Raw genomic sequence first — 17,827 nt, 5'->3', positions numbered from 1 at the left:
GCCGTCAGGCTGCGTCCAAGCGCCGCACCAGCGCGATGTAGCGGCGCTGCGCCTGATCGGCTGGCAGGCCGGACAGCCGTTGCCAGGCGGCATGCCGCACCTGGTCCAGGGGCGCCGCGTCGGGTTCGGGCGAGGCCGGCGCATCGCCGTGGCGCGCCTGCTGCTCGCAGGCGTACAGCCGGATGGCGATGGCGGCCGAAGGTTCGCGGGCCAGGGCCCGCCGCTCGATGAGCGCGGCTTCAAAGGCGTCGGGCAGCGCTTCGGCCGTCAGGGCCTGGGTGTCCGCGTCGATGGCGTCGCCCTCGGGCTCCCGGCCGCTGGCGGCGGCCAGCCGGCGCCACATGGCATCGTCGCGCGTGGGGTCGTCGGCCTGGGCGTTGACCTTGGAGATGGCGTTGTTGCGCAGGCGCAGGGTGTGCGTGGCGCCGCCCAGATGCAACTGCGCGCCGTCCTGCACCTGGTAGCTCAGCGGCAGCGCGATGGAGCGGCCGGCGGGGGCGGGCGGGCCCACGCCCTGGATGGCGAAAGTGTTGCGCGAGTAGTCCATCAGGCGCGAGAACAGGTCGATCAGCGCGCCCCGGCCTTCATAGACGCCGCTGATGGGGCTGTCGCCTGCCTCGTTCCACACCACGTCCTCGGCGAACAAGGGAAACAGCAATTCGAATTTCCCAGCCAGCAGCGAACCGCGGTAGGCCTCGAGCAGACGTTCGACGTCCTCCGCGCCCATGGGGGCGGCGCGTCCGGCGGCGCGCGCGGGTTGCGCCGCGGCGGGATCCTGGCCCATGAATTCGAGCACATTGGCTGCGACCCGGTCGCGGTCGTTGTCCACGCAGATCATGTGATAGCTGTTGTCCAGCAGCACCAGCCGGCTGCCGGCGATCTGCTGGTGCAGCAGATGGGCCGAGCGCACGGAGGTGAGCTCGTCTTCGTGGGCGTGCACGATCAGGGTGGGGCAGCCGATGCGGTCCAGCCCGCGCCTGACGAAGCCGCGCAGCCGGTCGACTTCGCGCACGCAGGCCAGCGGCACCCAGCGGTAGTGGAAGTTCTCGCCACGTTCGAACTTGGCCTTGACGATGGACCGGACCAATTCGTTCTTGATGCCGTAGGGCTCTTCCTCTTCGACCCGCATGCGCGCGCCCAGGCCCGGAATGCGGTAGACCAGCTTGCGCAGGCCGCGATACCAGGGCGTGCTCCAGCCGTCGATGAAGACCGGCGCGGCCAGCGATACCAGCTTGCCCTTCTTGTGGCCGACCCGCTTGCAGAGTTCGACCGCCAGCAGCGCGCCCAGGCACATGCCCATCACGTGCAGGGTGTCGTAGCGGTCGGCGATCTCATGGTATTTGGCGGTCACGGCGTCCAGCCAGGCCTCCGCGCGCACCGACACCAGGTCTTCCGGCGTGGTGCCGTGCCCGGGCAGGGTCAGGCTGTGCGTTTCGATGCCGACGCGCCTGAGCACCTTGTGCATGGATCCCAGGTCGTACTGGGTTCCGCCCAGGCCATGGATCAGCAGCGCAGCGGTGCCGGAATTGTCTGGGCTAGCGGACATCGGCCGGCTCGCGCTCGATTTCTCCCAGGCGCCACATACCCGCCACGACCGCGACGCTGCCGTCGAAGTCGGCCAGCGGCGAGCCGCGGTCGCTGACGACGCGCCAGCCTCCGTCCGCATGCGCCAGCCGGAACGGCAGCGGCGTGCGATCCTGCGCGCCCGCACGCCGCGCCGCCCAGTGCATCGACAGGCGGGCGCGATCGTCCGGGTGGGCAAGCGCCAGCAGCGAGTCCAGGTCGGCGATGGCGCCGGCGGACAGCCCGAACGCGTCCTGCAGGTCGCCCGCCAGCTCCAGCGCGCCGTCATGCGGATCGTAGCGGTACATGAGTTGATGGCTGCCCGCCAGCGCCAGGTCGAAGCGGCCGCGCCATTGCTCGGCGTCGGCCTGCGCCTGCTCGCGGGCGCTGCGCAAGGTATTGACCAGCAGCAGCAGGAGCGCCGTGACCACCAGGTAGACCTGGGTGGCCAGCAGCACGTGCCAGGGATCATTGGCCTCGACAAAGGGGCCTTCGCCCTGGGCGCTCTGGTATAGCGCCATCACCATCAAGGTGACCATCGCCAGCGTGCCGCCTTGCGGTCCCCACACCAGCGCGATCAGCACCGCGAACACCAGGGGCAGATAGGTCAGCTCGAACGACACGACGTAGGGCAGATTGCGGATCATGTCGCCGTCGAAGGTCATGAAGGTCGACACGATCATTAGCGCGTAGGCCACGGCCCCCAGCACGAAGTCGCGCAAGCGCGGACCGCCGGAGCGGCGCGGACGGAACTGCGCCCAGCCCGTGAAGGCCGGCGCCAGGATCAGTATGCCGGCGAGATAGGCCACCACCCAGGTGCGCAGCCGCAGCAGCGCGCCGGCCTCCTGCGTCAGCCACAGCCAGCCGCCGCCCAGCAGCGCGGCCACGAAGCCAGGCCCGTGCCGGCGCGGCGACAGCCGCTGCACCGTCCAGGCGGCCAGCATCGAAGACAGGCTGCCCGTGACCGCAAACACCACCGCGGTCAGGGGCTGGCCGCGCCAGACCAGGGTCAGCAGCAACTGCGCGCAGAAGAAGCCGAGCAGCAGCAAGGGCCAGTCGCGGCGCCGCGTCAGCAGGTAGGCGCCGACCGCCACGCCGGGCGGCAGCCACACGAACGAAGCATGGCTGACCGGGTCGTTCAGCAGATGCGAGAACCAGCCGCAAAGCAGGTAGGGGATGGCCCACAGCAGGCAGAGCGGGTTTCTTCTGGACGAGTCTTTCATTCCCATGAGGGTCCTTGCTGGCGCATTGATCCACGGCGAAAACCGTTCGCCCCGATCTGCGGGTTATACACGCTCCGCGTCGGCCCGCGAAGCGCTCGCGCCACACCAATCCGCCAAAATCTTGGTACCCTTGAACGCACTCAGATCCCGATACTCCACCTCAGTGCCCCAGGTTTCAGTGCTCTCCTTGTCCGCTCCGGCCTTGCCCGTTTCCGTTTCATCCACAGCCGCAGCGCCCGCCAGCGGGGGCTGGACAGGTCCGTCCGCCCGCCGCTGGTTGTGCGTCCTGGCGGTCGCGCTGCTGACGTTGCTGAGCGCCTGCGGCACCACCAAGGTCCAGCCCGGCTACTACCGCGTGCAATCGGGCGACACGCTGACCCAGATCGCGCGCAAGCAGGGCACCAGCGTGAGCAATCTGGTGCGCTGGAACAATCTGTCGAATTCCAATTCCATCGAGGTCGGGCAATTGCTGCGGGTCCAGTCGCCGGCCGGGCAGGCCAGCACCTCCACCGCGCCCAGCAAGGCACGCGGCAAGCCCGCGCCTTCGCCCAAGTCGTCGACGTCCACCGCCAAGCGCCGCACCGCCCCGCCGGGCGCGATCTCGCTGGTGTGGCCCGCCCAGGGCAAGGTCACGCGCGGCTACGATGGCTCGGGCTCCAACGGCATCGTCATCAGCAACTCATCGGGCACGCCGGTGGTGGCCGCGGCGCAGGGCACCGTGGCCTATTCCGGCAGCGGCCTGCGCGGCTACGGCCATCTGGTCATCGTCAAGCACAACGCCAGTTTCCTGAGCATCTACGCGCACAACAGCAAGCTGCTGGTCAAGGAAGGACAGCGCGTCAGCCAGGGCCAGAAGATTGCCGAAATGGGCAATAGCGACAGCAAGCAGATCGGCCTGTACTTCGAATTGCGCTACGACGGCCAGGCGGTCGATCCGGCGGGATCCTTGCCGCCGAAGTAAGTCGCATGGCCCTGTGCCGTAAATGCGGGACAGGGTCCTAGATATGCACCAGCTGCTTGAGCGAATCCAGCTTCAGGATGCATAGCTCGCCGCGCCGGTCCGAGATATAGCCCTGGCGCCGCCATTTGGCGAATATCCTGCTCAACGTTTCGGCGCGCATGCCCAGCTTGACCGCAATCTGCGAATGGCTCAGCGGCAGCACCACGGGCTGGCTGCCCTGCGGCTTGCCCGCGCGCAGGATGTACTCAGCCAGGCGCTCTTCCGCCGAACTCGACGTCAGCCAATCGATCTGGTCCGTGTGATGACGGATCAGGTTGGCGCTGTGCGCCATGACGCGGCAGGCGAAGCGCGCGTCGTTCAGGCAGAGCTGGCGGAAGGCCTCGCCATTGAGCAGGCAGCCGTTGCCGTCGGCGCGCGCGCGCACGCTGTGCAAATGGCGCGGCGCGGCCTCGAACAGCGAGGACACCGACAGCCAGCCGCCCGGGCCGACATGGCCGAATACCTTGTCGCCGCCATCCGCGGTGTAGCGCAAGCCTTGCAGCGATCCCGCACACACCAGCAGGCAGGAGGAAGCCGCCTGGCCTTCCGAAAAAATCGTATCGCCCGCGCCGAACTCCAGCCAGCGGCTGCGCCCAGCCAGTGCGAGCAGGGCGGCATCGTCCACGCCATCGAACCAGGGATGCTGGCGCAGCGCCGCCATCAAGGGCGCGGATCGTGAATTGACAATAGTCATTTGGTCTGGGGGGCTGGGCCAATAAAATTAATGCGATTGATTCTTATTTGTGATCGTACCACTGCGCGGACCGTCGCCAACGGCGGGGCCGAGCGGCGCAACCAGCTCCCACATGACTTTCTCAGCGTATTTCCGCGCCGCCGTGGCGGCAGGCGCTCTCTTGTCGTCCGCCGCCGGCGCGACGCCCATCGTGTTCAAGGACATGCTGGGCAATGCCGTCAGCCTGCCCGCCCCGACGCAGCGCGCGGTGACCCTGCCCATGCCCGCCGGATCGCTGCTGATCTCGCTGGATGGGGGCGCGGAGCACCTGGCGGGCATGCATCCCAGCGCCTACGGCCTGATGAAGGACGGGTTGCTGGCGCGGATCTTTCCGGCCACGGCCGCGGTGCGCACGGACATCACCCGTTCCGGTTTCGTGCCCAATGTGGAAACGCTGCTGCAGATGCAGCCCGACCTGGTGTGGCAATGGGGGCATATGGGCGACGACCTGCTCGCACCCCTGCGCAATGCCGGGCTGCCGACCGCGGCGCTGGTGTACGGCACCGAGGACCGCACCCGCGAATGGATACGCCTGATCGGCCTGTCGCTGGGCCAGGAGGCCCGCGCGCAAGCGCAATTGCGCTGGCGCGATCAAGTGCGGGCGGAGATCCGCGCCGTCACGGATGCCATCCCGGCCGGCCAGCGGCCAGGCGTGCTGTACCTGTCGCGCCATGCGCCGCAGCTGCGCGCCGCGGGCGGCAACACCAGCTTCGAGGATGACATCACGCTGGCGGGCGGACGCAACGTCTCCGCATCCATTGCCAGCGGCCAGACCGTGAACATCGAACAGATCATGGCCTGGGCGCCCGAGGTGATCCTGCTGAACAACTTTGAGCCGGAGTTGACGCCGGAAACCTTGTACCGCGACCCGCTGTTCGCCGACATACCCGCCGTGCGCGAACGCCGCGTCTACAAGGTGCCGCTGGGCGGGTATCTGTGGGATCCCCCCAGCCAGGAATCGCCCTTGTATTGGCAGTGGCTGAGCCTGCTGCTGCACCCGGAAAAATTCTCCTGGCCCTTGCGGGACAACATCGCCCGGGCCTACGGCGAACTCTATGGCTATAAGCCCGGCGCGGACGAGATCGACGCGGTGCTGCGCCTGAAAATGAATCAAGGGGCCGCGGGCTATGAACGCTTCCGTTGAAACGGCGCGCGCGCCGGGCAGGGCGGTGTCCACGCGCCAGGGCGCATGGTCGTGGCCGTGGCTGCTGATGGCGCTGGCGCTGCCGCTTTCCGTGCTGGCGGCGCTCTGCGTCGGCCGCTATCCGCTCGCGCTGTCGCAGGTGTCCAGCGTCCTGGCCGGGCTCGCCTTGCCGGACGGCTTGGCGGCTTGGCTGCCGTCGGTCAGCGCCACGGAGCATCGCGTGGTCTTGCAGGTGCGCTTGCCGCGGGTGCTGCTGGCGGTGCTCGCAGGATCCAGCCTGGCCATGTGCGGTGCGGCGTTGCAGGGCGCCTTTCGCAATCCGCTGGTCGGTCCGCAGATCCTGGGCATTTCCTCGGGCGCCGCATTTGGCGGCTGCGCGGCGATCCTGCTGTTCTCGTCGCTATGGGCGACGCTGGGCCTGGCATTCGCCGGCGGCTTGCTGGCGGTGGCCATCGTCTATCTGCTGAGCCGCGCCAACGGCCGCACGACTATCCTGATGCTGGTGCTGGCCGGCGTGGTGACCAGCGCCTTCTTTTCCGCGCTGATCTCGCTGACCACCTACTTCGCCGATCCGAATGACAGCCTGCCGGCCATCGTGTTCTGGCTGATGGGCAGTTTCGCCACCGCAACCTACACCAAGCTGGCGGCGGCCGTGCCGCCCGTCGTGGCCGGCATGGCGCTGCTGTACGCGCTGCGCTTCCGCATCAATGTGCTGTCGCTGGGCGACGAGCAGGCCAGCGCCATGGGCATTGCCGTCGAGCCCTTGCGCTGGCTGCTGCTGGGCTGCGCCACGCTGGTGGTCTCGGCCAGCGTGGCCGTATCGGGCACCGTGGGTTGGGTAGGGCTGGTGGTGCCGCACATCGCGCGCATGCTGGTCGGTCCCGACCACCGGGTGCTGCTGCCCGCCAGCGCCCTGATAGGCGGCACCTACATGGTGTGGGTCGATACCGTGGCCCGCAGCGCCACCAGCGCCGAGATTCCGCTGGGCGTGATTACCGCGCTGATCGGCGCGCCGCTGTTCGCATGGCTGTTGCGCCGCGCCCAGCGCGGGGGAGCGCAGCATGCTTGAGCTGAAGCAATTGGCCGTGCAGGCCGGCGGCCGCCGCCTGTTGAGCGATCTGTCGCTAAGCCTGTCCGCCGGACAGATCCTGGCGGTGCTGGGGCCGAACGGCCGCGGCAAGACCACGCTGCTGCGCACCATCCTCGGACTGAACCCGCCTGCCGCAGGCAGCGTCCGTCTGCAGGGCCACGCCGCCTATGTGCCCCAGCGTAGCGACACGCTGTATGCCTATGACGTGCTGACCATGGTCAGCATGGGCCGCGCGCGCCATCTGCGCTGGTACGCATCGCCCGGCGTGCACGACTGGCGCATTGCCCGCGAATGTCTGGGCGAAGTTGGCCTGGCGCATCTGGCGGACCGTCCCTTCCACGCCTTGAGCGGCGGCGAACAGCAACTGGCCTGCATCGCGCGCGCCATGGCCAGCGCCAGTCCCATGATCATCCTGGACGAGCCCGCGGCCGCCCTGGACCTGCGCAATCAGGACGTGGTCCTGTCGTTGCTGCGCCGGCTGGCGCGCGAACAGGGCCTGGCCGTGGTCTTCACCACGCACCAGCCGCAGCACGCGCAGCACATCGCCGACCAGACCCTGCTCATGCATGCCGATGGCTGCGAAACCGGTCCGACCTCCGCCATGTGCGTCGACGAACGCCTGAGCCGCCTGTACGGCCTGCCGGTGCGCGTGGCCACCTTGCGCGGCGAAGCCGGCGACATCCTGGGCGTGATCCCTGTCTTCCGTTGAACCATGAAAAACACCATTGCCTACCTGAACAACTGGACCGGTGACGGCCCTGCCGCGCTGACTGGCGGCGCCGCGCCGCGCGCCGCCTGCCTGCCGCTGTATCAGCTGCATGAACGCGATCTTTCCGGCTACCGCGCGCTGCTGGTCCCGGCGCACACCGACCAGCGCTACTTGCTGGAGCACAGCGCGCTCCTGGAAGCCTATCTGGAAGCGGGCGGCACGCTGGTCTTCAACGGCCATGTCGCCTATCCCTTCCTGCGCTGGCTGGCGCCCTTCGTGCCGGGATCCGGCGCAGGCATCGCGGGCCTGCGGGTGCAGCGTGCAGCGCCCCATCCGGTGTTCGACGGCGTGGACCCCGAACACCTGACGTTCAGGCGCGGCGTGGCGGGTTTCTATGCGCGCGGCGGCAATCCCGCGCCGGGCGGCGCGCAGGTACTCAACACGCTGGGTCCCGATGCCCAGCCCATCGACTGGGTCCTGGCCCTGCCAGGAGGCGGACGCCTGCTGGTGCATTCCGGCAATGACCTGTGGATGTACGCCGGCAGCGCCGACAGCGCCGGCCGCATCGTTCCCCAACTGTTCGACTGGCTGCAGGGAGACGCGGCATGACCGCAGGACGCACCCCCGTGATCGTGGCGCTGGACGCCGGCACCTACTACCACCATCGCACCTTCCATACGCCGGACCTGATGCCTCACATCGACCGGACGATATACCTCCGCGACCTGGACGAGGCCGCGCTGCGGGGCTGCGACGCGCTGATCGTGTCGTGCCGCAGCAATCCGGATCTGCTGGTGCCGCACCGCGATCTCTGGCGCCGCTTCCTGGCCGCCGGCAATACCCTGGTCGCCATGGGCGAAACCCATTCCGAGCGCTGGCTGGACGGCGTGCGCTGGACCCCGTCCGAAGTGAATTTCTGGTGGTGGAAAGAGCCGGGCGCCGATTCCGGCCTGCGCCTGGCGGCGCCCGCGCATCCGCTGTTCAGCACCCTGACGCTGGCCGACGCCACCTGGCACCAGCACGGCTCCTTCGAACCGCCGCCAGGCGCGCTGTCCTTGATCGACAAGGTCGGCGCTGGATCGGTGCTGTACGAGGACAGGCACAGCACGCCGGGTCGCCTGATCGTGACCTCGCTGGACCCGATGTATCACCACGGCAGCTACTTCATGCCTGCTTCCAGCCGGTTCTTGCGTGGCTTTCTGCCCTGGCTGAGGGATTCCACGCCGGCCATCGATCAAGACCTGCCTCCCGCCTGACGAGGCGCGGACCGCCGCGCCCATTCCGATTTTGCCCCCTCTCTTGTGTGCATGTATGCAACGCTCCTATCTTTATGCCCCCTTGGTCGGCGCCGGACTGCTGACCGCCGCCATCGCCGCGCCCAGCGCCGCGGCCGACGTAGCGCAATTGCCGTCGATCCAGGTCACGGCCGACGGCCAGCCCGATGACGGCCGCCTGCGGCCCATGGGGGCCACGCCGCCCGCCGCCTCGATCGATCACAACGTCACGCAAGCCGTCAGCGTGGTCGACAGCCAGGACATCGATCGGCTGAACACGATGAGCACGCTGGATCTGCTGGGCCGCGTGCCCAACGCTACCGTCAGCCGTAGCGGCGGCATCGCCGGCACGCTGTTCCTGCGCGGACTCAATACCAACGACATGCGGGTGCCGATGTTCATCGACGGCGACCGCTTCCGCGGCCGCAACACCTTGCAGTTCATGCTCATCAGCCCGACCGAGATCGAGCAGGTCGAGGTGGTGCGCGGGCCGAACTCCTCGCGTTTCGGCAGCGACGGCCTGGGTGGGCTAGTCAACTTCGTCACCAAGCGGGCGCATGGCAATCTGAGCCAGCCCTTCGGGTTGAATGGCGGCGAAGCCTCGGTCACGTACAACACCAACGGCGATGGCGTGCAGAGCAATGTGGCGCTGGAAGGCGCCGGCGACGGCTTCGACCTGCGCGTCTACGCCACCGGACGCCGCGCCAGCAATTACGACAGCGCGGCGGGCGAAGTGCCCAACAGCGACTTCCGCGGCGCGGGCGGCGGAATCGTGCTGGGCTACATGCCCGACGCGCGCCAGCGCATCGAGGCCAGCGCGCGCGTGGCCTATGTGAAGGACGGCGCGGCCGGCACGGTGCCGCAATATCCCTTGAGCTACAGCCGCCGCGATCCGCTCAAGGTCAAGCAGGGCAGGCTGGCCTACAGCGGCGAGTTCGATGGCGTCATCAGCGCGCTCAAGGCCAGCGTCTATGTGAACGAGTTCGGCACCGTCATGGCCACGCACAACCAGACCAATCCGGCGCGCGTGGTGGATTCGCGCAGCAATGTGATCGGGCCGGTGGTGTGGGGCGGCAGCGTCGCGGCAACGGTGCCGTGGGCCGACACCAATACGACTTTCGGCCTGGACTTCATGCATGAGCGCCGTCCCGGATCGGAATCGCGCAGCGACATCACCGTGCGCCGCCCCAACGGCACCACCACGACCACCAGCACGTCCTATGCCAAGACCGGCCCTGACCAGTACCAGACCAACGTCGGCGCATTCCTGACCACCGAATGGAAGCCCGCGCCGAAATGGACCGTTACGGCAGGCGGCCGCTTCGACTGGTTCAAGTCCGACGTGGGGCTGGAACCCTTGCCCTCGCCGAATCTGCTGCCCGCGTTCCGCGCCGCGCAGAACGCCACCGAAACCGCCACCACCGGTAGCCTGGGGCTGGCCTACCGCGCTACCGAGGTGGTCGAATTGCTGGGCAGCGTGGGCAGCTCGTTCCGCATGCCGTGGACCTCGGAAATGTTCAGCAGCGGCTATACCGGAACCAGCTACACCATTCCGAACCCGGGCCTGAAGCCGGAACGCGGCGTCACCGTGGAAGCCGGCACCCGGCTGCACTTCGAGCAGGCCACCGTCGGCCTGACCGCCTTCCGCAGCAACTACAGCGACTTCCTGGAGAACGTCACCACCTCTTATGAGGGCCTGCCCGCCACGCAGCGCCGCAACGTCGGCCGGGCGCGGATCCAGGGCCTGGAGCTGGACTGGCGCTGGCAACTGAGCCGCGACGTCAATCTGTACGGCAACGCCAGCTACCTGCACGGCACCAACCGCACGACGGACACGCCGCTGCAATCGATCGCGCCCTTCAGCGGCCTGCTGGGCGTGCAATACATGAGCCCCAACGAAGCCTATGCGCTCAGCGGCGAACTGCAGTGGGCCAAGGGCCAGAGCCGCTACGCCGAGCGCACCGAATATCCGGCCGCGGGCTTCGGTGTCGTGAACCTGTACGCCCAGTTCCAGCTGGATCGCCTGGGGCTGCCGCAGGCCGGCAATACGCAGGTCGTGCTGGGCGTGAACAACCTGTTCGACCGCGCCTACCGCACGGCGGCGACCTCATCCAACGTGGCCTATGCCATGACCGATCTGAATCCGCTGCTGGAACCCGGCCGCAGCTTCAGCCTGACGCTGCGCACGCGCTTCTGAATTCGCCAGCCCACCTGGGCGCGCCCTGGCGCGTCCTTCAACCCTAGACCCATCTTTGCGCCAGCGGGCCGCCATGGCGGCGGTCCGTGACCGCGCACGACACGGAGATATTCCATGACTACCCCCGAACAACGCGCTTCCTCCTTGACCGTGACGGCCGAGGAGGGGCCGCTGCCCATCTGTTTCGACGCCGTCCAGGCCTACCATGGCCACGGGGCGCTGGCCATGCTGGCGTTGACCTTCCAGGGCTTGCGCGGCGCGCTGCCGAAGCTGGAGCAGGACGGCGTGCCTGCGCCGCGCAAGGAATTGTCCGTCATCAGCGGACATCCCGGTCCGGGCGTGCGCGACGCGTTCGAATTCGTCACACGCGCCGTCACGCGCGGCTGCTACACGGTGGACCTGACGCTGCCCGAAGCGCGCTATAGCCGCAGCGCGGACAAGTCGTATAGCTTCCATCTGCGCCGCGGCGCGCGCAGCGTCCAGGGCGTGCTGCGTCCCGGCGTGCTGCCGCCGGAGTTCTTTGACTTGCTGGGAAATCCCGCGCCGGACGCGCAGCGTGTCCACGCCCAGCTGCGGCGCGACATCGCCGCGCGGGTCGTCGCCGCCGAACCGGAATCGTTGTTCGATTACTTCGTGACGGACAGCGAAAACTGAGGCGGCACGGGCGGCGGGCCGGGCGGGACTCCCGCCGTCCTACAGCGCCGCTTCCTGCGTCAAGGTCGAAATGAACGCGGCCGTGCGCGGGTCCGCCGGCTGGCTGAACAGCGTGCGCGAATCGCCGGATTCGACCACCGTGCCGTCCAGCAGGAACACCACCTCGCGCGACACGCTGGCCGCCAGGCGCAGGTCATGGGTGGCCATCAGCATGGTCATGCCTTCGGCTGCAAGCTGGCGTAGCACGTCCACCACTTCGGCCGCCAGGCCAGGATCCAGCGCCGAGGTCGGCTCGTCGCACAGCAGCACGCGCGGCGCCGGCGCCAGCGCGCGGGCGATGGCCACGCGCTGCTGCTGGCCGCCCGAAAGATTGGCGGGCCAGGCGTCGCGCTTTTCCAGCATGCCGACCTTGCGCAGCAGTTCCTCGGCGCGGGCGCGCGCGCGGTCCTGCGGCCACTTCTGTACCGTCAGCAGGCCTTCCATGACGTTGCCGATGACGGTCTGGTGCGGGAACAGCTGGAAGTTCTGGAACACCATGCCGGTCTGCTTGCGCACGCGCTGGACCTGATCGCGCGAGAGCTTGCGGCCGGGCTCGAATTGCACCGTCTCCGGTCCGATCTCCAGCGTGCCGCGGTCGGGAACTTCCAGCAGGTTCACGCAGCGCAGCAGGGTGCTCTTGCCGCTGCCGGAGGGACCGATCAGGGCGGTGACGCTGCCTTCGGCGATGCTCACATCCACCTGCTTGAGCACGGGATTGCCGCCGAACGCCTTCTCTATCTTTTCCAGGCGGATCATCGGTTTTTCTCGTTAAAGACCGCATGCTGGCCGAAGCGCCGTTCCAGGCGGACCTGCGCGGCGGACAGCACGGAGCTGAACACCAGGTAGATCAGCGCGGCCTCGGTGTACAGGATCAGCGGTTCATAGGTGACGGCGGCGATGCGCTGCGCGGCCTGGAAGATCTCGGGCACGGTCAGCACCGCCGCCAGCGAGGTGTCCTTGACCAGCGCGATGAAGGAGTTGGACAGGGGCGGCACCGCCACCCGCGCCGCCTGCGGCAGGATGGTCCGGCGCAACGCCTGCGCCCGCGTCATGCTCAGCGAATAGGCCGCTTCCCACTGGCCCTTGGTGATGGACTCGATGGCGCCGCGTATCACTTCCGAGTTGTACGCGCCGACGTTGAGGGTGAAGCCGATCAGCGCGGCGGGCAGCGGATCCAGCACGATGCCGATGCTGGGCAGGCCGTAGAAGATCACGAACAGCTGCACCAGCAGCGGCGTGCCGCGGATCAGCCAGACGTAGAAGCGCACCAGGGCCACCAGCGGCGCGGGGCCGAACAGGCGGATCAGCGCCACCACGAAGGCCAGCGCGAGGCCCAGCGCGAACGACATCAACGTCAGCGGGACCGTGAACATCAGCCCCGCGTGCAGCAGCGGCCAGAACGAGTCCAGCATCAGCTGTACCCAGGCCGGCACCGCCCAGTTGCCGAGTTGCGCCAGCAGCCAGTCGGGCAGGACGGATTGCAGCCAGGGGGGTAGCGTCATGTGCGCTCCGCTCGCTTATTGCGCCGACAGGTCCGTGCCGAAGTACTTGACCGAGATGGTCTTGTAGGTGCCATCCGCCTTGATGTCGGCCAGCGCCTTGTTGATGGCGGCCTGCAGCTCGGGGTTGCCCTTGCGGATCAGCACGCCCGAATTGCTGAATTCGGCGGTCTTGTCGGTGGCGGCGATCTTTACGCGGGCGTTGGGCTTCTGCTTCTTGAAGTCCAGGAACGACAGGTTGTCGTTCACGGTGGCCTCGACCCGGCCCGAGGTCAGCAGGTCGATGGCTTCATTGAAGCCCTGCACCGCGATCACTTCCGCGCCGTGCTGTTGCGCCAGCTTGCCGAAGTTGCTGGTCAGCGTGTTGGCGGACTTCTTGCCCTTCAGGTCGTCGAAGGACTTGATGCTGGTGTTGTCGTCGCGCACGATCAGCACCGCGGCCGACGAGATGTAGGGATCGGAAAAATCATATTTGGCGCGGCGCGCGTCGGTGATGCCGACCTGGTTGATCACCGCGTCGTAGCGCTTGGCGTCCAGGCCGGCGATCAGGCCGTCCCACTTGCCTTCGACGAATTGCGCCTTGACGCCCAGGCGTTCGGCGATGGCGCGGCCGATGTCCACGTCAAACCCGGTAAGCTGCCCGGATGCGTCGTGGAAAGTGAAGGGGGCGTAGGTGCCTTCGGTGCCGATCTTGAAAACGCCGGCGGATTTGATCTGGTCCAGTCCGGATTGGGCGTGGGCCGCGGACAAGGCGGCGACCTGGACCAGGCCGGCGACGAACAGCGTACGGAAGAGTTTCATGGCGGTGCTCCACGGATGGCAGATATCTCGGTGGAGAGCATCCGTGCCTGCAATGCCCTCCGGCGTAGCCGCACTCTAACAACGCGTCTATTTTTCCACAAAGCATAAGGAATAGTAAAAATATAGCTGCAAGTCATATGGCGATACCCATGCCCCGGCGCCCGGCGACCGGGGTTCATCCAGGCAGGACTTCGATGGAGAGCGGTGTGGAACAGCAATGGAACAGGCGAGCTTTCATGATGGCGGCCGCAGGCGCGGCAGCAGCAAGCGCAATGCCCGCCCAGGCCGCGGACGGCACGCGGCTGATGCCGGGCGGCGGCAGCATCACGCAGGTGGCGGGCTTGCGGGTGGGGCACTACACCGACACGCGCCGCCCGACGGGCTGTACCGTCATCATCGCCGAGGCCGGCGCGACCGCCGGGGTCGATGTGCGCGGCGCGGCGCCCGGCACCCGCGAAACCGATCTGCTCAATCCGGTGAACATGGTCGAAAAAGTGCACGCGGTGGTGCTGTCCGGCGGCAGCGCCTTCGGGCTGGACGCGGCCTCGGGCGTCATGCGCTATCTGGAAGAAAAGAAGATCGGCTTCGACGTGGGGGTGGCGCATGTGCCCATCGTGCCCTCGGCCATCCTGTTCGACCTGGGAGTGGGCGACGCCTCGATCCGGCCGGATGCGGCGGCCGGTTACCAGGCCTGCAAGTCGGCCACCGACGCCGCGCCGCAGGAGGGCAACGTGGGCGCCGGGGCCGGCGCGACGGTGGGTAAGCTGTACGGCCCCAAGCGCGCCATGAAGGGCGGCATCGGCAGCGCCTCGCTGACCGTGGCGGGCGTGACCGTGGGCGCCATCGTCGCGGTCAATGCGGTGGGCGACGTGGTGGACCCGGCTACCGGACGCATCCTGGCCGGCGCGCGCACCTCTGACGGCAAGATGCTGCTGGATACCCGAGCCGCCATCCTCGCGGGCGACCTGCCCAAGTCCATGCGGCCGGGCACCGCCACCACCATCGGCCTGGTCGCGACGGACGCCAAGCTGACCAAGGCGCAGGCACAGAAGATCGCCGGCATGGCGCATGACGGCCTGGCCCGCACCATCAATCCCATCCACACCATGCTGGACGGCGACACCATCTTTGCGCTGGGCACCGGCACGTCCGGCAAGCCGGGCAACGTGATGCTGTTGGGCGTGATGGCGGCCGAGGCCATGGCGATCGCGGTGCAGCGCGCCATTCTCTCGGCGCGCGCGCTGGAAGGCTATCCGGCGGCGGTGGACTTCGTCGCCTGACGCCATGCCGCCCTGACCTCGGCTTGTCACACAACCGGACCATCATGGGTGGCGCCGGCGCGTGGCCGGCGGGCGGAGGGCGTGCATGTACAAGGGCGAACGATTCAACGGCGCGACGCACCTGGCCGGCCTGGCGCTCGCCGTGGCGGCCTCGGGCGCGCTGATTGCCCGCGCCGCCGAACTGAAGGTGGACACGCGGCAGGTCGTTGCCTGCGCCGTGTTCGCCGCGTCGATGATCGCGGTCTATGCCTCGTCGGTGCTGTTCCATTGCACCCGCGGCCGCCGTAAGGCGCTATGGGCCAAGGCCGACCATTGCGCGATCTACCTGCTGATCGCCGGCACCTACACGCCGCTGGCCTACGGGCCGGTGGAGCATGGCTGGGGCGCGGCCATGGGCGTGGCGATCTGGGCGCTGGCCGCGGTCGGCATCAGCCGCGAACTGTGGTGGGCGCGCGGCGCGGCGCCGGCCCTGCCGCTGTATCTGGCGATGGGCTGGTTGGGCGTGATGTTTGCAGCGCCGATAGCGGGCGCCTTGTCCGCGGCCGGGCTCGCCTGGCTGCTGGCGGGCGCGGCGGTCTATACCGCCGGCACGCTGTTCTACGTCAACGACCAGCGCTGGCCGCACGCGCACGGCATCTGGCACCTGTTCGTCATGGGTGGCACGGCCTGCCATTTCGTGACGGTGTTCGGCTTTCTGCGGTTGGGCCCGGCCTGATCGGGCCCTAGCGCCAACTGGCCAGCGGCAGCATGCCGCCGCGGTTCTTCACTTTGCGCATGACGATATGCGAGGACAGATTCCGCACGCCCGGGATCTTGCTGAGCTTGTCTTCGACGAACAGTGAGAACGCCTTCAGATTGCGCGTGCTCACTGTCAGGATGTAGTTGGACGCGCCGGTCACGATGCTGGCCTCGGTGATCTCGTCATGCAGCGCGATGCCGGCCAGGAACTCCTCGTGCCAGCCCGGGCGCGACTGGTCCAGCGACACATGGACGATGGCCTCCAGCTCGAAACCCAGCTTTTCCGCGTCCAGCACGGCGCGATAGTTGCGGATCAGTCCGCTTTCCTCCAGGGCGCGCACCCGCCGCAGGCAGGCCGAGGGCGACAACGCCACCTGCTCGGCCAGGTCCTGGTTGCTGAGGTGGCCGTCTTCCTGCAGCCGGTAAAGAATGCGCTGGTCTATGGCGTCGATCTGCATGGTGCAATCAAATTCCAAAAATACGGATTACGTGCAATTCAATGCGGAAACCTAGGGTATTCCGCGCCTGATTTTGCAATTTATCAGCCCGATCGCGCTGATAGTATGTACCCAGAATATAGCCTCTTGGAGCAGAAAATGAACACCCGCGACGCCTGCGTCAACGCCGACCGCCAGGACCCCCTGGCGCCCCTCAAAGACCGTTTCGACCTGCCGCCCGGCGTGCTCTACATGGACGGCAATTCCCTGGGTGTGCTGCCCAAGGACGCCGCCGCCCGCGCCGCCGCCGTGATCGGCCAGGAATGGGGCACGGGCCTGATCCGCAGCTGGAACACCGCCGGCTGGTTCGAACTGCCCGCCCGCCTGGGCGACAAGCTGGGCCGCCTGCTGGGCGCGCGCGAAGGCGAGCTGGTCGTGACCGACACGACCTCGCTGAACATCTTCAAGGCGCTGGCCGCCGCCCTGCGCATCCAGCAGCACCAGCACCCGCAGCGCCGCGTCATCCTGTCCGAACGCGACAACTTCCCCACCGATCTCTACATGATTCAGGGCATGATCGACCTGCTGCAGCAGGGCTACGAAATGCGCCTGATCGACGACGAACTGCCCCTGGAAAAGGCGCTGGACGAGTCCGTGGCGGTGATGCTGCTGTCGCACGTGAACTACCGCAGCGGCCAGATGCACGACATGGCCGCCGTGACTGCGCTGGCGCACGAGCGCGGCGCGCTGGCCATCTGGGACCTGGCGCACGCCGCGGGCGCGGTGCCGGTGGACCTGAACGGCGCCAACGCCGACTTCGCCGTGGGCTGCACCTATAAGTACCTGAACGGCGGCCCGGGCTCGCCCGCCTTCATCTGGGTGGCGCCGCGCCACACCAAGGATTTCTGGCAGCCGCTGTCCGGCTGGTGGGGCCACACGCGGCCGTTCGATATGGCCGTGGCCTACGAGCCGGCGGGCGGCGTGCGCCGCTATCTGTGCGGCACCCAACCCATCGTGTCGCTGTCGCTGGTGGAATGCGGTCTGGACGTGGCGCATGCCGCTGACATGGCCGAGGTGCGCAACAAGTCGCTGGCTTTGGGCGACCTGTTCATCGCGTTGGTCGAAGAACGCTGCGCCGAGCACCCCCTTACGCTGGTGACGCCGCGCAAGCACGCCGACCGCGGCAGCCACGTCAGCTTCCGCCATCCCAACGGCTTCGAGGTAATGCAGGCGCTGATCGCGCGCGGCGTGATCGGCGACTACCGCGAGCCCGAGGTGCTGCGCTTTGGCCTGACGCCGCTGTACTTCGGCTACGCCGACGTATGGGACGCCGTCGACATCCTGAAGGACGTGCTGGACACGCGTTCCTGGGACAAACCGGAATTCAAGCACCGCGCCGCCGTGACCTGAGCGCCGCGACGCAGCCGTATTGCGCGGGCCGAACCG

At 68.0% G+C, this 17,827-nt stretch carries 18 protein-coding genes; 11 read left to right on the top strand and 7 right to left on the bottom strand.

Going from position 1 to position 17,827, the window contains the following annotated elements; genetic code table 11:
* Window positions 1-4: 4 nt before the first annotated feature.
* Together AC6LKD_RS05830 and AC6LKD_RS05825 are read right to left on the bottom strand one after the other, a co-directional pair.
* The gene (locus tag AC6LKD_RS05830) at window positions 5-1,546 is read right to left on the bottom strand and encodes an acyl-CoA-binding protein (protein ID WP_498115510.1); all 1,542 of its coding nucleotides are present in this window, start codon (window positions 1,544-1,546) and stop codon (window positions 5-7) included.
* Entirely contained in the window at window positions 1,536-2,786 is a 1,251-nt protein-coding gene (locus AC6LKD_RS05825; RefSeq protein WP_498115509.1) for an MASE1 domain-containing protein, read from the bottom strand. Before AC6LKD_RS05825 ends, AC6LKD_RS05830 begins: the two co-directional genes overlap by 11 nt.
* 277 nt (window positions 2,787-3,063) lie before the next feature.
* Between AC6LKD_RS05825 and AC6LKD_RS05820 the strand changes: the two genes are divergently transcribed.
* Window positions 3,064-3,747: a M23 family metallopeptidase gene (locus AC6LKD_RS05820; RefSeq protein WP_041654282.1), complete on the top strand. Its 684-nt coding sequence runs from the start codon at window positions 3,064-3,066 to the stop codon at window positions 3,745-3,747.
* 37 nt (window positions 3,748-3,784) lie between these two features.
* On the opposite strand, the gene AC6LKD_RS05815 is transcribed toward AC6LKD_RS05820, so the two are convergent.
* On the bottom strand, window positions 3,785-4,480 hold the full coding sequence (locus tag AC6LKD_RS05815) for a Crp/Fnr family transcriptional regulator (protein WP_498115508.1): 696 nt from the start codon (window positions 4,478-4,480) through the stop codon (window positions 3,785-3,787).
* Between the two features lie 112 nt (window positions 4,481-4,592).
* On the opposite strand from AC6LKD_RS05815, the gene AC6LKD_RS05810 reads away from it, so the two are divergent.
* The 7 genes from AC6LKD_RS05810 to AC6LKD_RS05780 all read left to right on the top strand — a co-directional run bounded on the left by AC6LKD_RS05810 (window position 4,593) and on the right by AC6LKD_RS05780 (window position 11,587).
* The gene (locus tag AC6LKD_RS05810) at window positions 4,593-5,663 is read left to right on the top strand and encodes an ABC transporter substrate-binding protein (RefSeq protein ID WP_498115507.1); all 1,071 of its coding nucleotides are present in this window, start codon (window positions 4,593-4,595) and stop codon (window positions 5,661-5,663) included.
* On the top strand, window positions 5,647-6,732 hold the full coding sequence (locus AC6LKD_RS05805) for a FecCD family ABC transporter permease (RefSeq protein ID WP_498115506.1): 1,086 nt from the start codon (window positions 5,647-5,649) through the stop codon (window positions 6,730-6,732). The genes AC6LKD_RS05810 and AC6LKD_RS05805 overlap by 17 nt, the downstream gene beginning before the upstream one ends.
* A complete protein-coding gene (locus tag AC6LKD_RS05800) occupies window positions 6,725-7,462 on the top strand; it encodes an ABC transporter ATP-binding protein (protein ID WP_498115505.1) in 738 nt (245 codons plus the stop codon). The genes AC6LKD_RS05805 and AC6LKD_RS05800 overlap by 8 nt, the downstream gene beginning before the upstream one ends.
* Before the next feature lie 3 nt (window positions 7,463-7,465).
* Window positions 7,466-8,071, top strand: coding sequence for a hypothetical protein (locus tag AC6LKD_RS05795; protein WP_498115504.1), 606 nt, complete (start codon window positions 7,466-7,468; stop codon window positions 8,069-8,071).
* Window positions 8,068-8,718 carry a hypothetical protein gene (locus AC6LKD_RS05790; protein WP_498115503.1) on the top strand — a complete coding sequence of 217 codons (651 nt, stop codon included), beginning with the start codon at window positions 8,068-8,070 and terminating at the stop codon, window positions 8,716-8,718. Before AC6LKD_RS05795 ends, AC6LKD_RS05790 begins: the two co-directional genes overlap by 4 nt.
* Window positions 8,719-8,773: 55 nt before the next feature.
* Window positions 8,774-10,933 carry a TonB-dependent receptor gene (locus AC6LKD_RS05785; protein ID WP_498115502.1) on the top strand — a complete coding sequence of 720 codons (2,160 nt, stop codon included), beginning with the start codon at window positions 8,774-8,776 and terminating at the stop codon, window positions 10,931-10,933.
* Window positions 10,934-11,047: 114 nt separating this feature from the next.
* A complete protein-coding gene (locus AC6LKD_RS05780; protein ID WP_498115501.1) occupies window positions 11,048-11,587 on the top strand; it encodes a hypothetical protein in 540 nt (179 codons plus the stop codon).
* A 39-nt stretch (window positions 11,588-11,626) separates the two neighbouring features.
* Here the strand turns inward: AC6LKD_RS05780 and AC6LKD_RS05775 are convergent, their stop codons facing one another.
* The 3 genes from AC6LKD_RS05775 to AC6LKD_RS05765 all read right to left on the bottom strand — a co-directional run bounded on the left by AC6LKD_RS05775 (window position 11,627) and on the right by AC6LKD_RS05765 (window position 13,926).
* Window positions 11,627-12,382: an amino acid ABC transporter ATP-binding protein gene (locus tag AC6LKD_RS05775; RefSeq protein WP_492274487.1), complete on the bottom strand. Its 756-nt coding sequence runs from the start codon at window positions 12,380-12,382 to the stop codon at window positions 11,627-11,629.
* A complete protein-coding gene (locus tag AC6LKD_RS05770) occupies window positions 12,379-13,059 on the bottom strand; it encodes an ABC transporter permease subunit (RefSeq protein WP_498115518.1) in 681 nt (226 codons plus the stop codon). Before AC6LKD_RS05770 ends, AC6LKD_RS05775 begins: the two co-directional genes overlap by 4 nt.
* Before the next feature lie 84 nt (window positions 13,060-13,143).
* On the bottom strand, window positions 13,144-13,926 hold the full coding sequence (locus AC6LKD_RS05765; protein WP_492274488.1) for an amino acid ABC transporter substrate-binding protein: 783 nt from the start codon (window positions 13,924-13,926) through the stop codon (window positions 13,144-13,146).
* A 194-nt stretch (window positions 13,927-14,120) separates the two neighbouring features.
* Here AC6LKD_RS05765 and AC6LKD_RS05760 point away from each other — a divergent pair, with 194 nt between their 5' ends.
* Together AC6LKD_RS05760 and trhA are read left to right on the top strand one after the other, a co-directional pair.
* Window positions 14,121-15,206, top strand: coding sequence for a P1 family peptidase (locus AC6LKD_RS05760; RefSeq protein ID WP_498115500.1), 1,086 nt, complete (start codon window positions 14,121-14,123; stop codon window positions 15,204-15,206).
* 85 nt (window positions 15,207-15,291) lie between these two features.
* Window positions 15,292-15,921, top strand: coding sequence for a PAQR family membrane homeostasis protein TrhA (trhA, locus tag AC6LKD_RS05755; RefSeq protein WP_492274490.1), 630 nt, complete (start codon window positions 15,292-15,294; stop codon window positions 15,919-15,921).
* A 7-nt stretch (window positions 15,922-15,928) separates the two neighbouring features.
* Here trhA and AC6LKD_RS05750 read toward each other — a convergent pair whose 3' ends face one another.
* Complete coding sequence (locus AC6LKD_RS05750) at window positions 15,929-16,402, bottom strand: Lrp/AsnC family transcriptional regulator (RefSeq protein WP_013395867.1); 474 nt, start codon at window positions 16,400-16,402, stop codon at window positions 15,929-15,931.
* A 138-nt stretch (window positions 16,403-16,540) separates the two neighbouring features.
* Here AC6LKD_RS05750 and kynU point away from each other — a divergent pair, with 138 nt between their 5' ends.
* Window positions 16,541-17,791 carry a kynureninase gene (kynU, locus tag AC6LKD_RS05745; protein ID WP_498115499.1) on the top strand — a complete coding sequence of 417 codons (1,251 nt, stop codon included), beginning with the start codon at window positions 16,541-16,543 and terminating at the stop codon, window positions 17,789-17,791.
* Window positions 17,792-17,827: the final 36 nt, after the last annotated feature.

This window comes from Achromobacter sp. D7-1, assembly GCF_059760445.1.
The sequence above is the reverse complement of the archived record's forward strand: the minus strand, read 5'-3'. Positions and strand labels throughout refer to the sequence as shown.

Coding starts and splice junctions, on each gene's coding strand:
- trhA (WP_492274490.1), top strand. CDS start 15,292: ATGTACAAGGGCGAACGATTCAACGGCGCGACGCACCTGGCCGGCCTG.
- AC6LKD_RS05810 (WP_498115507.1), top strand. CDS start 4,593: ATGACTTTCTCAGCGTATTTCCGCGCCGCCGTGGCGGCAGGCGCTCTC.
- AC6LKD_RS05765 (WP_492274488.1), bottom strand. CDS start 13,926: ATGAAACTCTTCCGTACGCTGTTCGTCGCCGGCCTGGTCCAGGTCGCC.
- AC6LKD_RS05780 (WP_498115501.1), top strand. CDS start 11,048: ATGACTACCCCCGAACAACGCGCTTCCTCCTTGACCGTGACGGCCGAG.
- AC6LKD_RS05790 (WP_498115503.1), top strand. CDS start 8,068: ATGACCGCAGGACGCACCCCCGTGATCGTGGCGCTGGACGCCGGCACC.
- AC6LKD_RS05760 (WP_498115500.1), top strand. CDS start 14,121: ATGGAGAGCGGTGTGGAACAGCAATGGAACAGGCGAGCTTTCATGATG.
- AC6LKD_RS05830 (WP_498115510.1), bottom strand. CDS start 1,546: ATGTCCGCTAGCCCAGACAATTCCGGCACCGCTGCGCTGCTGATCCAT.
- AC6LKD_RS05825 (WP_498115509.1), bottom strand. CDS start 2,786: ATGAAAGACTCGTCCAGAAGAAACCCGCTCTGCCTGCTGTGGGCCATC.
- AC6LKD_RS05795 (WP_498115504.1), top strand. CDS start 7,466: ATGAAAAACACCATTGCCTACCTGAACAACTGGACCGGTGACGGCCCT.
- AC6LKD_RS05785 (WP_498115502.1), top strand. CDS start 8,774: ATGCAACGCTCCTATCTTTATGCCCCCTTGGTCGGCGCCGGACTGCTG.
- AC6LKD_RS05815 (WP_498115508.1), bottom strand. CDS start 4,480: ATGACTATTGTCAATTCACGATCCGCGCCCTTGATGGCGGCGCTGCGC.
- kynU (WP_498115499.1), top strand. CDS start 16,541: ATGAACACCCGCGACGCCTGCGTCAACGCCGACCGCCAGGACCCCCTG.
- AC6LKD_RS05775 (WP_492274487.1), bottom strand. CDS start 12,382: ATGATCCGCCTGGAAAAGATAGAGAAGGCGTTCGGCGGCAATCCCGTG.
- AC6LKD_RS05800 (WP_498115505.1), top strand. CDS start 6,725: ATGCTTGAGCTGAAGCAATTGGCCGTGCAGGCCGGCGGCCGCCGCCTG.
- AC6LKD_RS05805 (WP_498115506.1), top strand. CDS start 5,647: ATGAACGCTTCCGTTGAAACGGCGCGCGCGCCGGGCAGGGCGGTGTCC.
- AC6LKD_RS05750 (WP_013395867.1), bottom strand. CDS start 16,402: ATGCAGATCGACGCCATAGACCAGCGCATTCTTTACCGGCTGCAGGAA.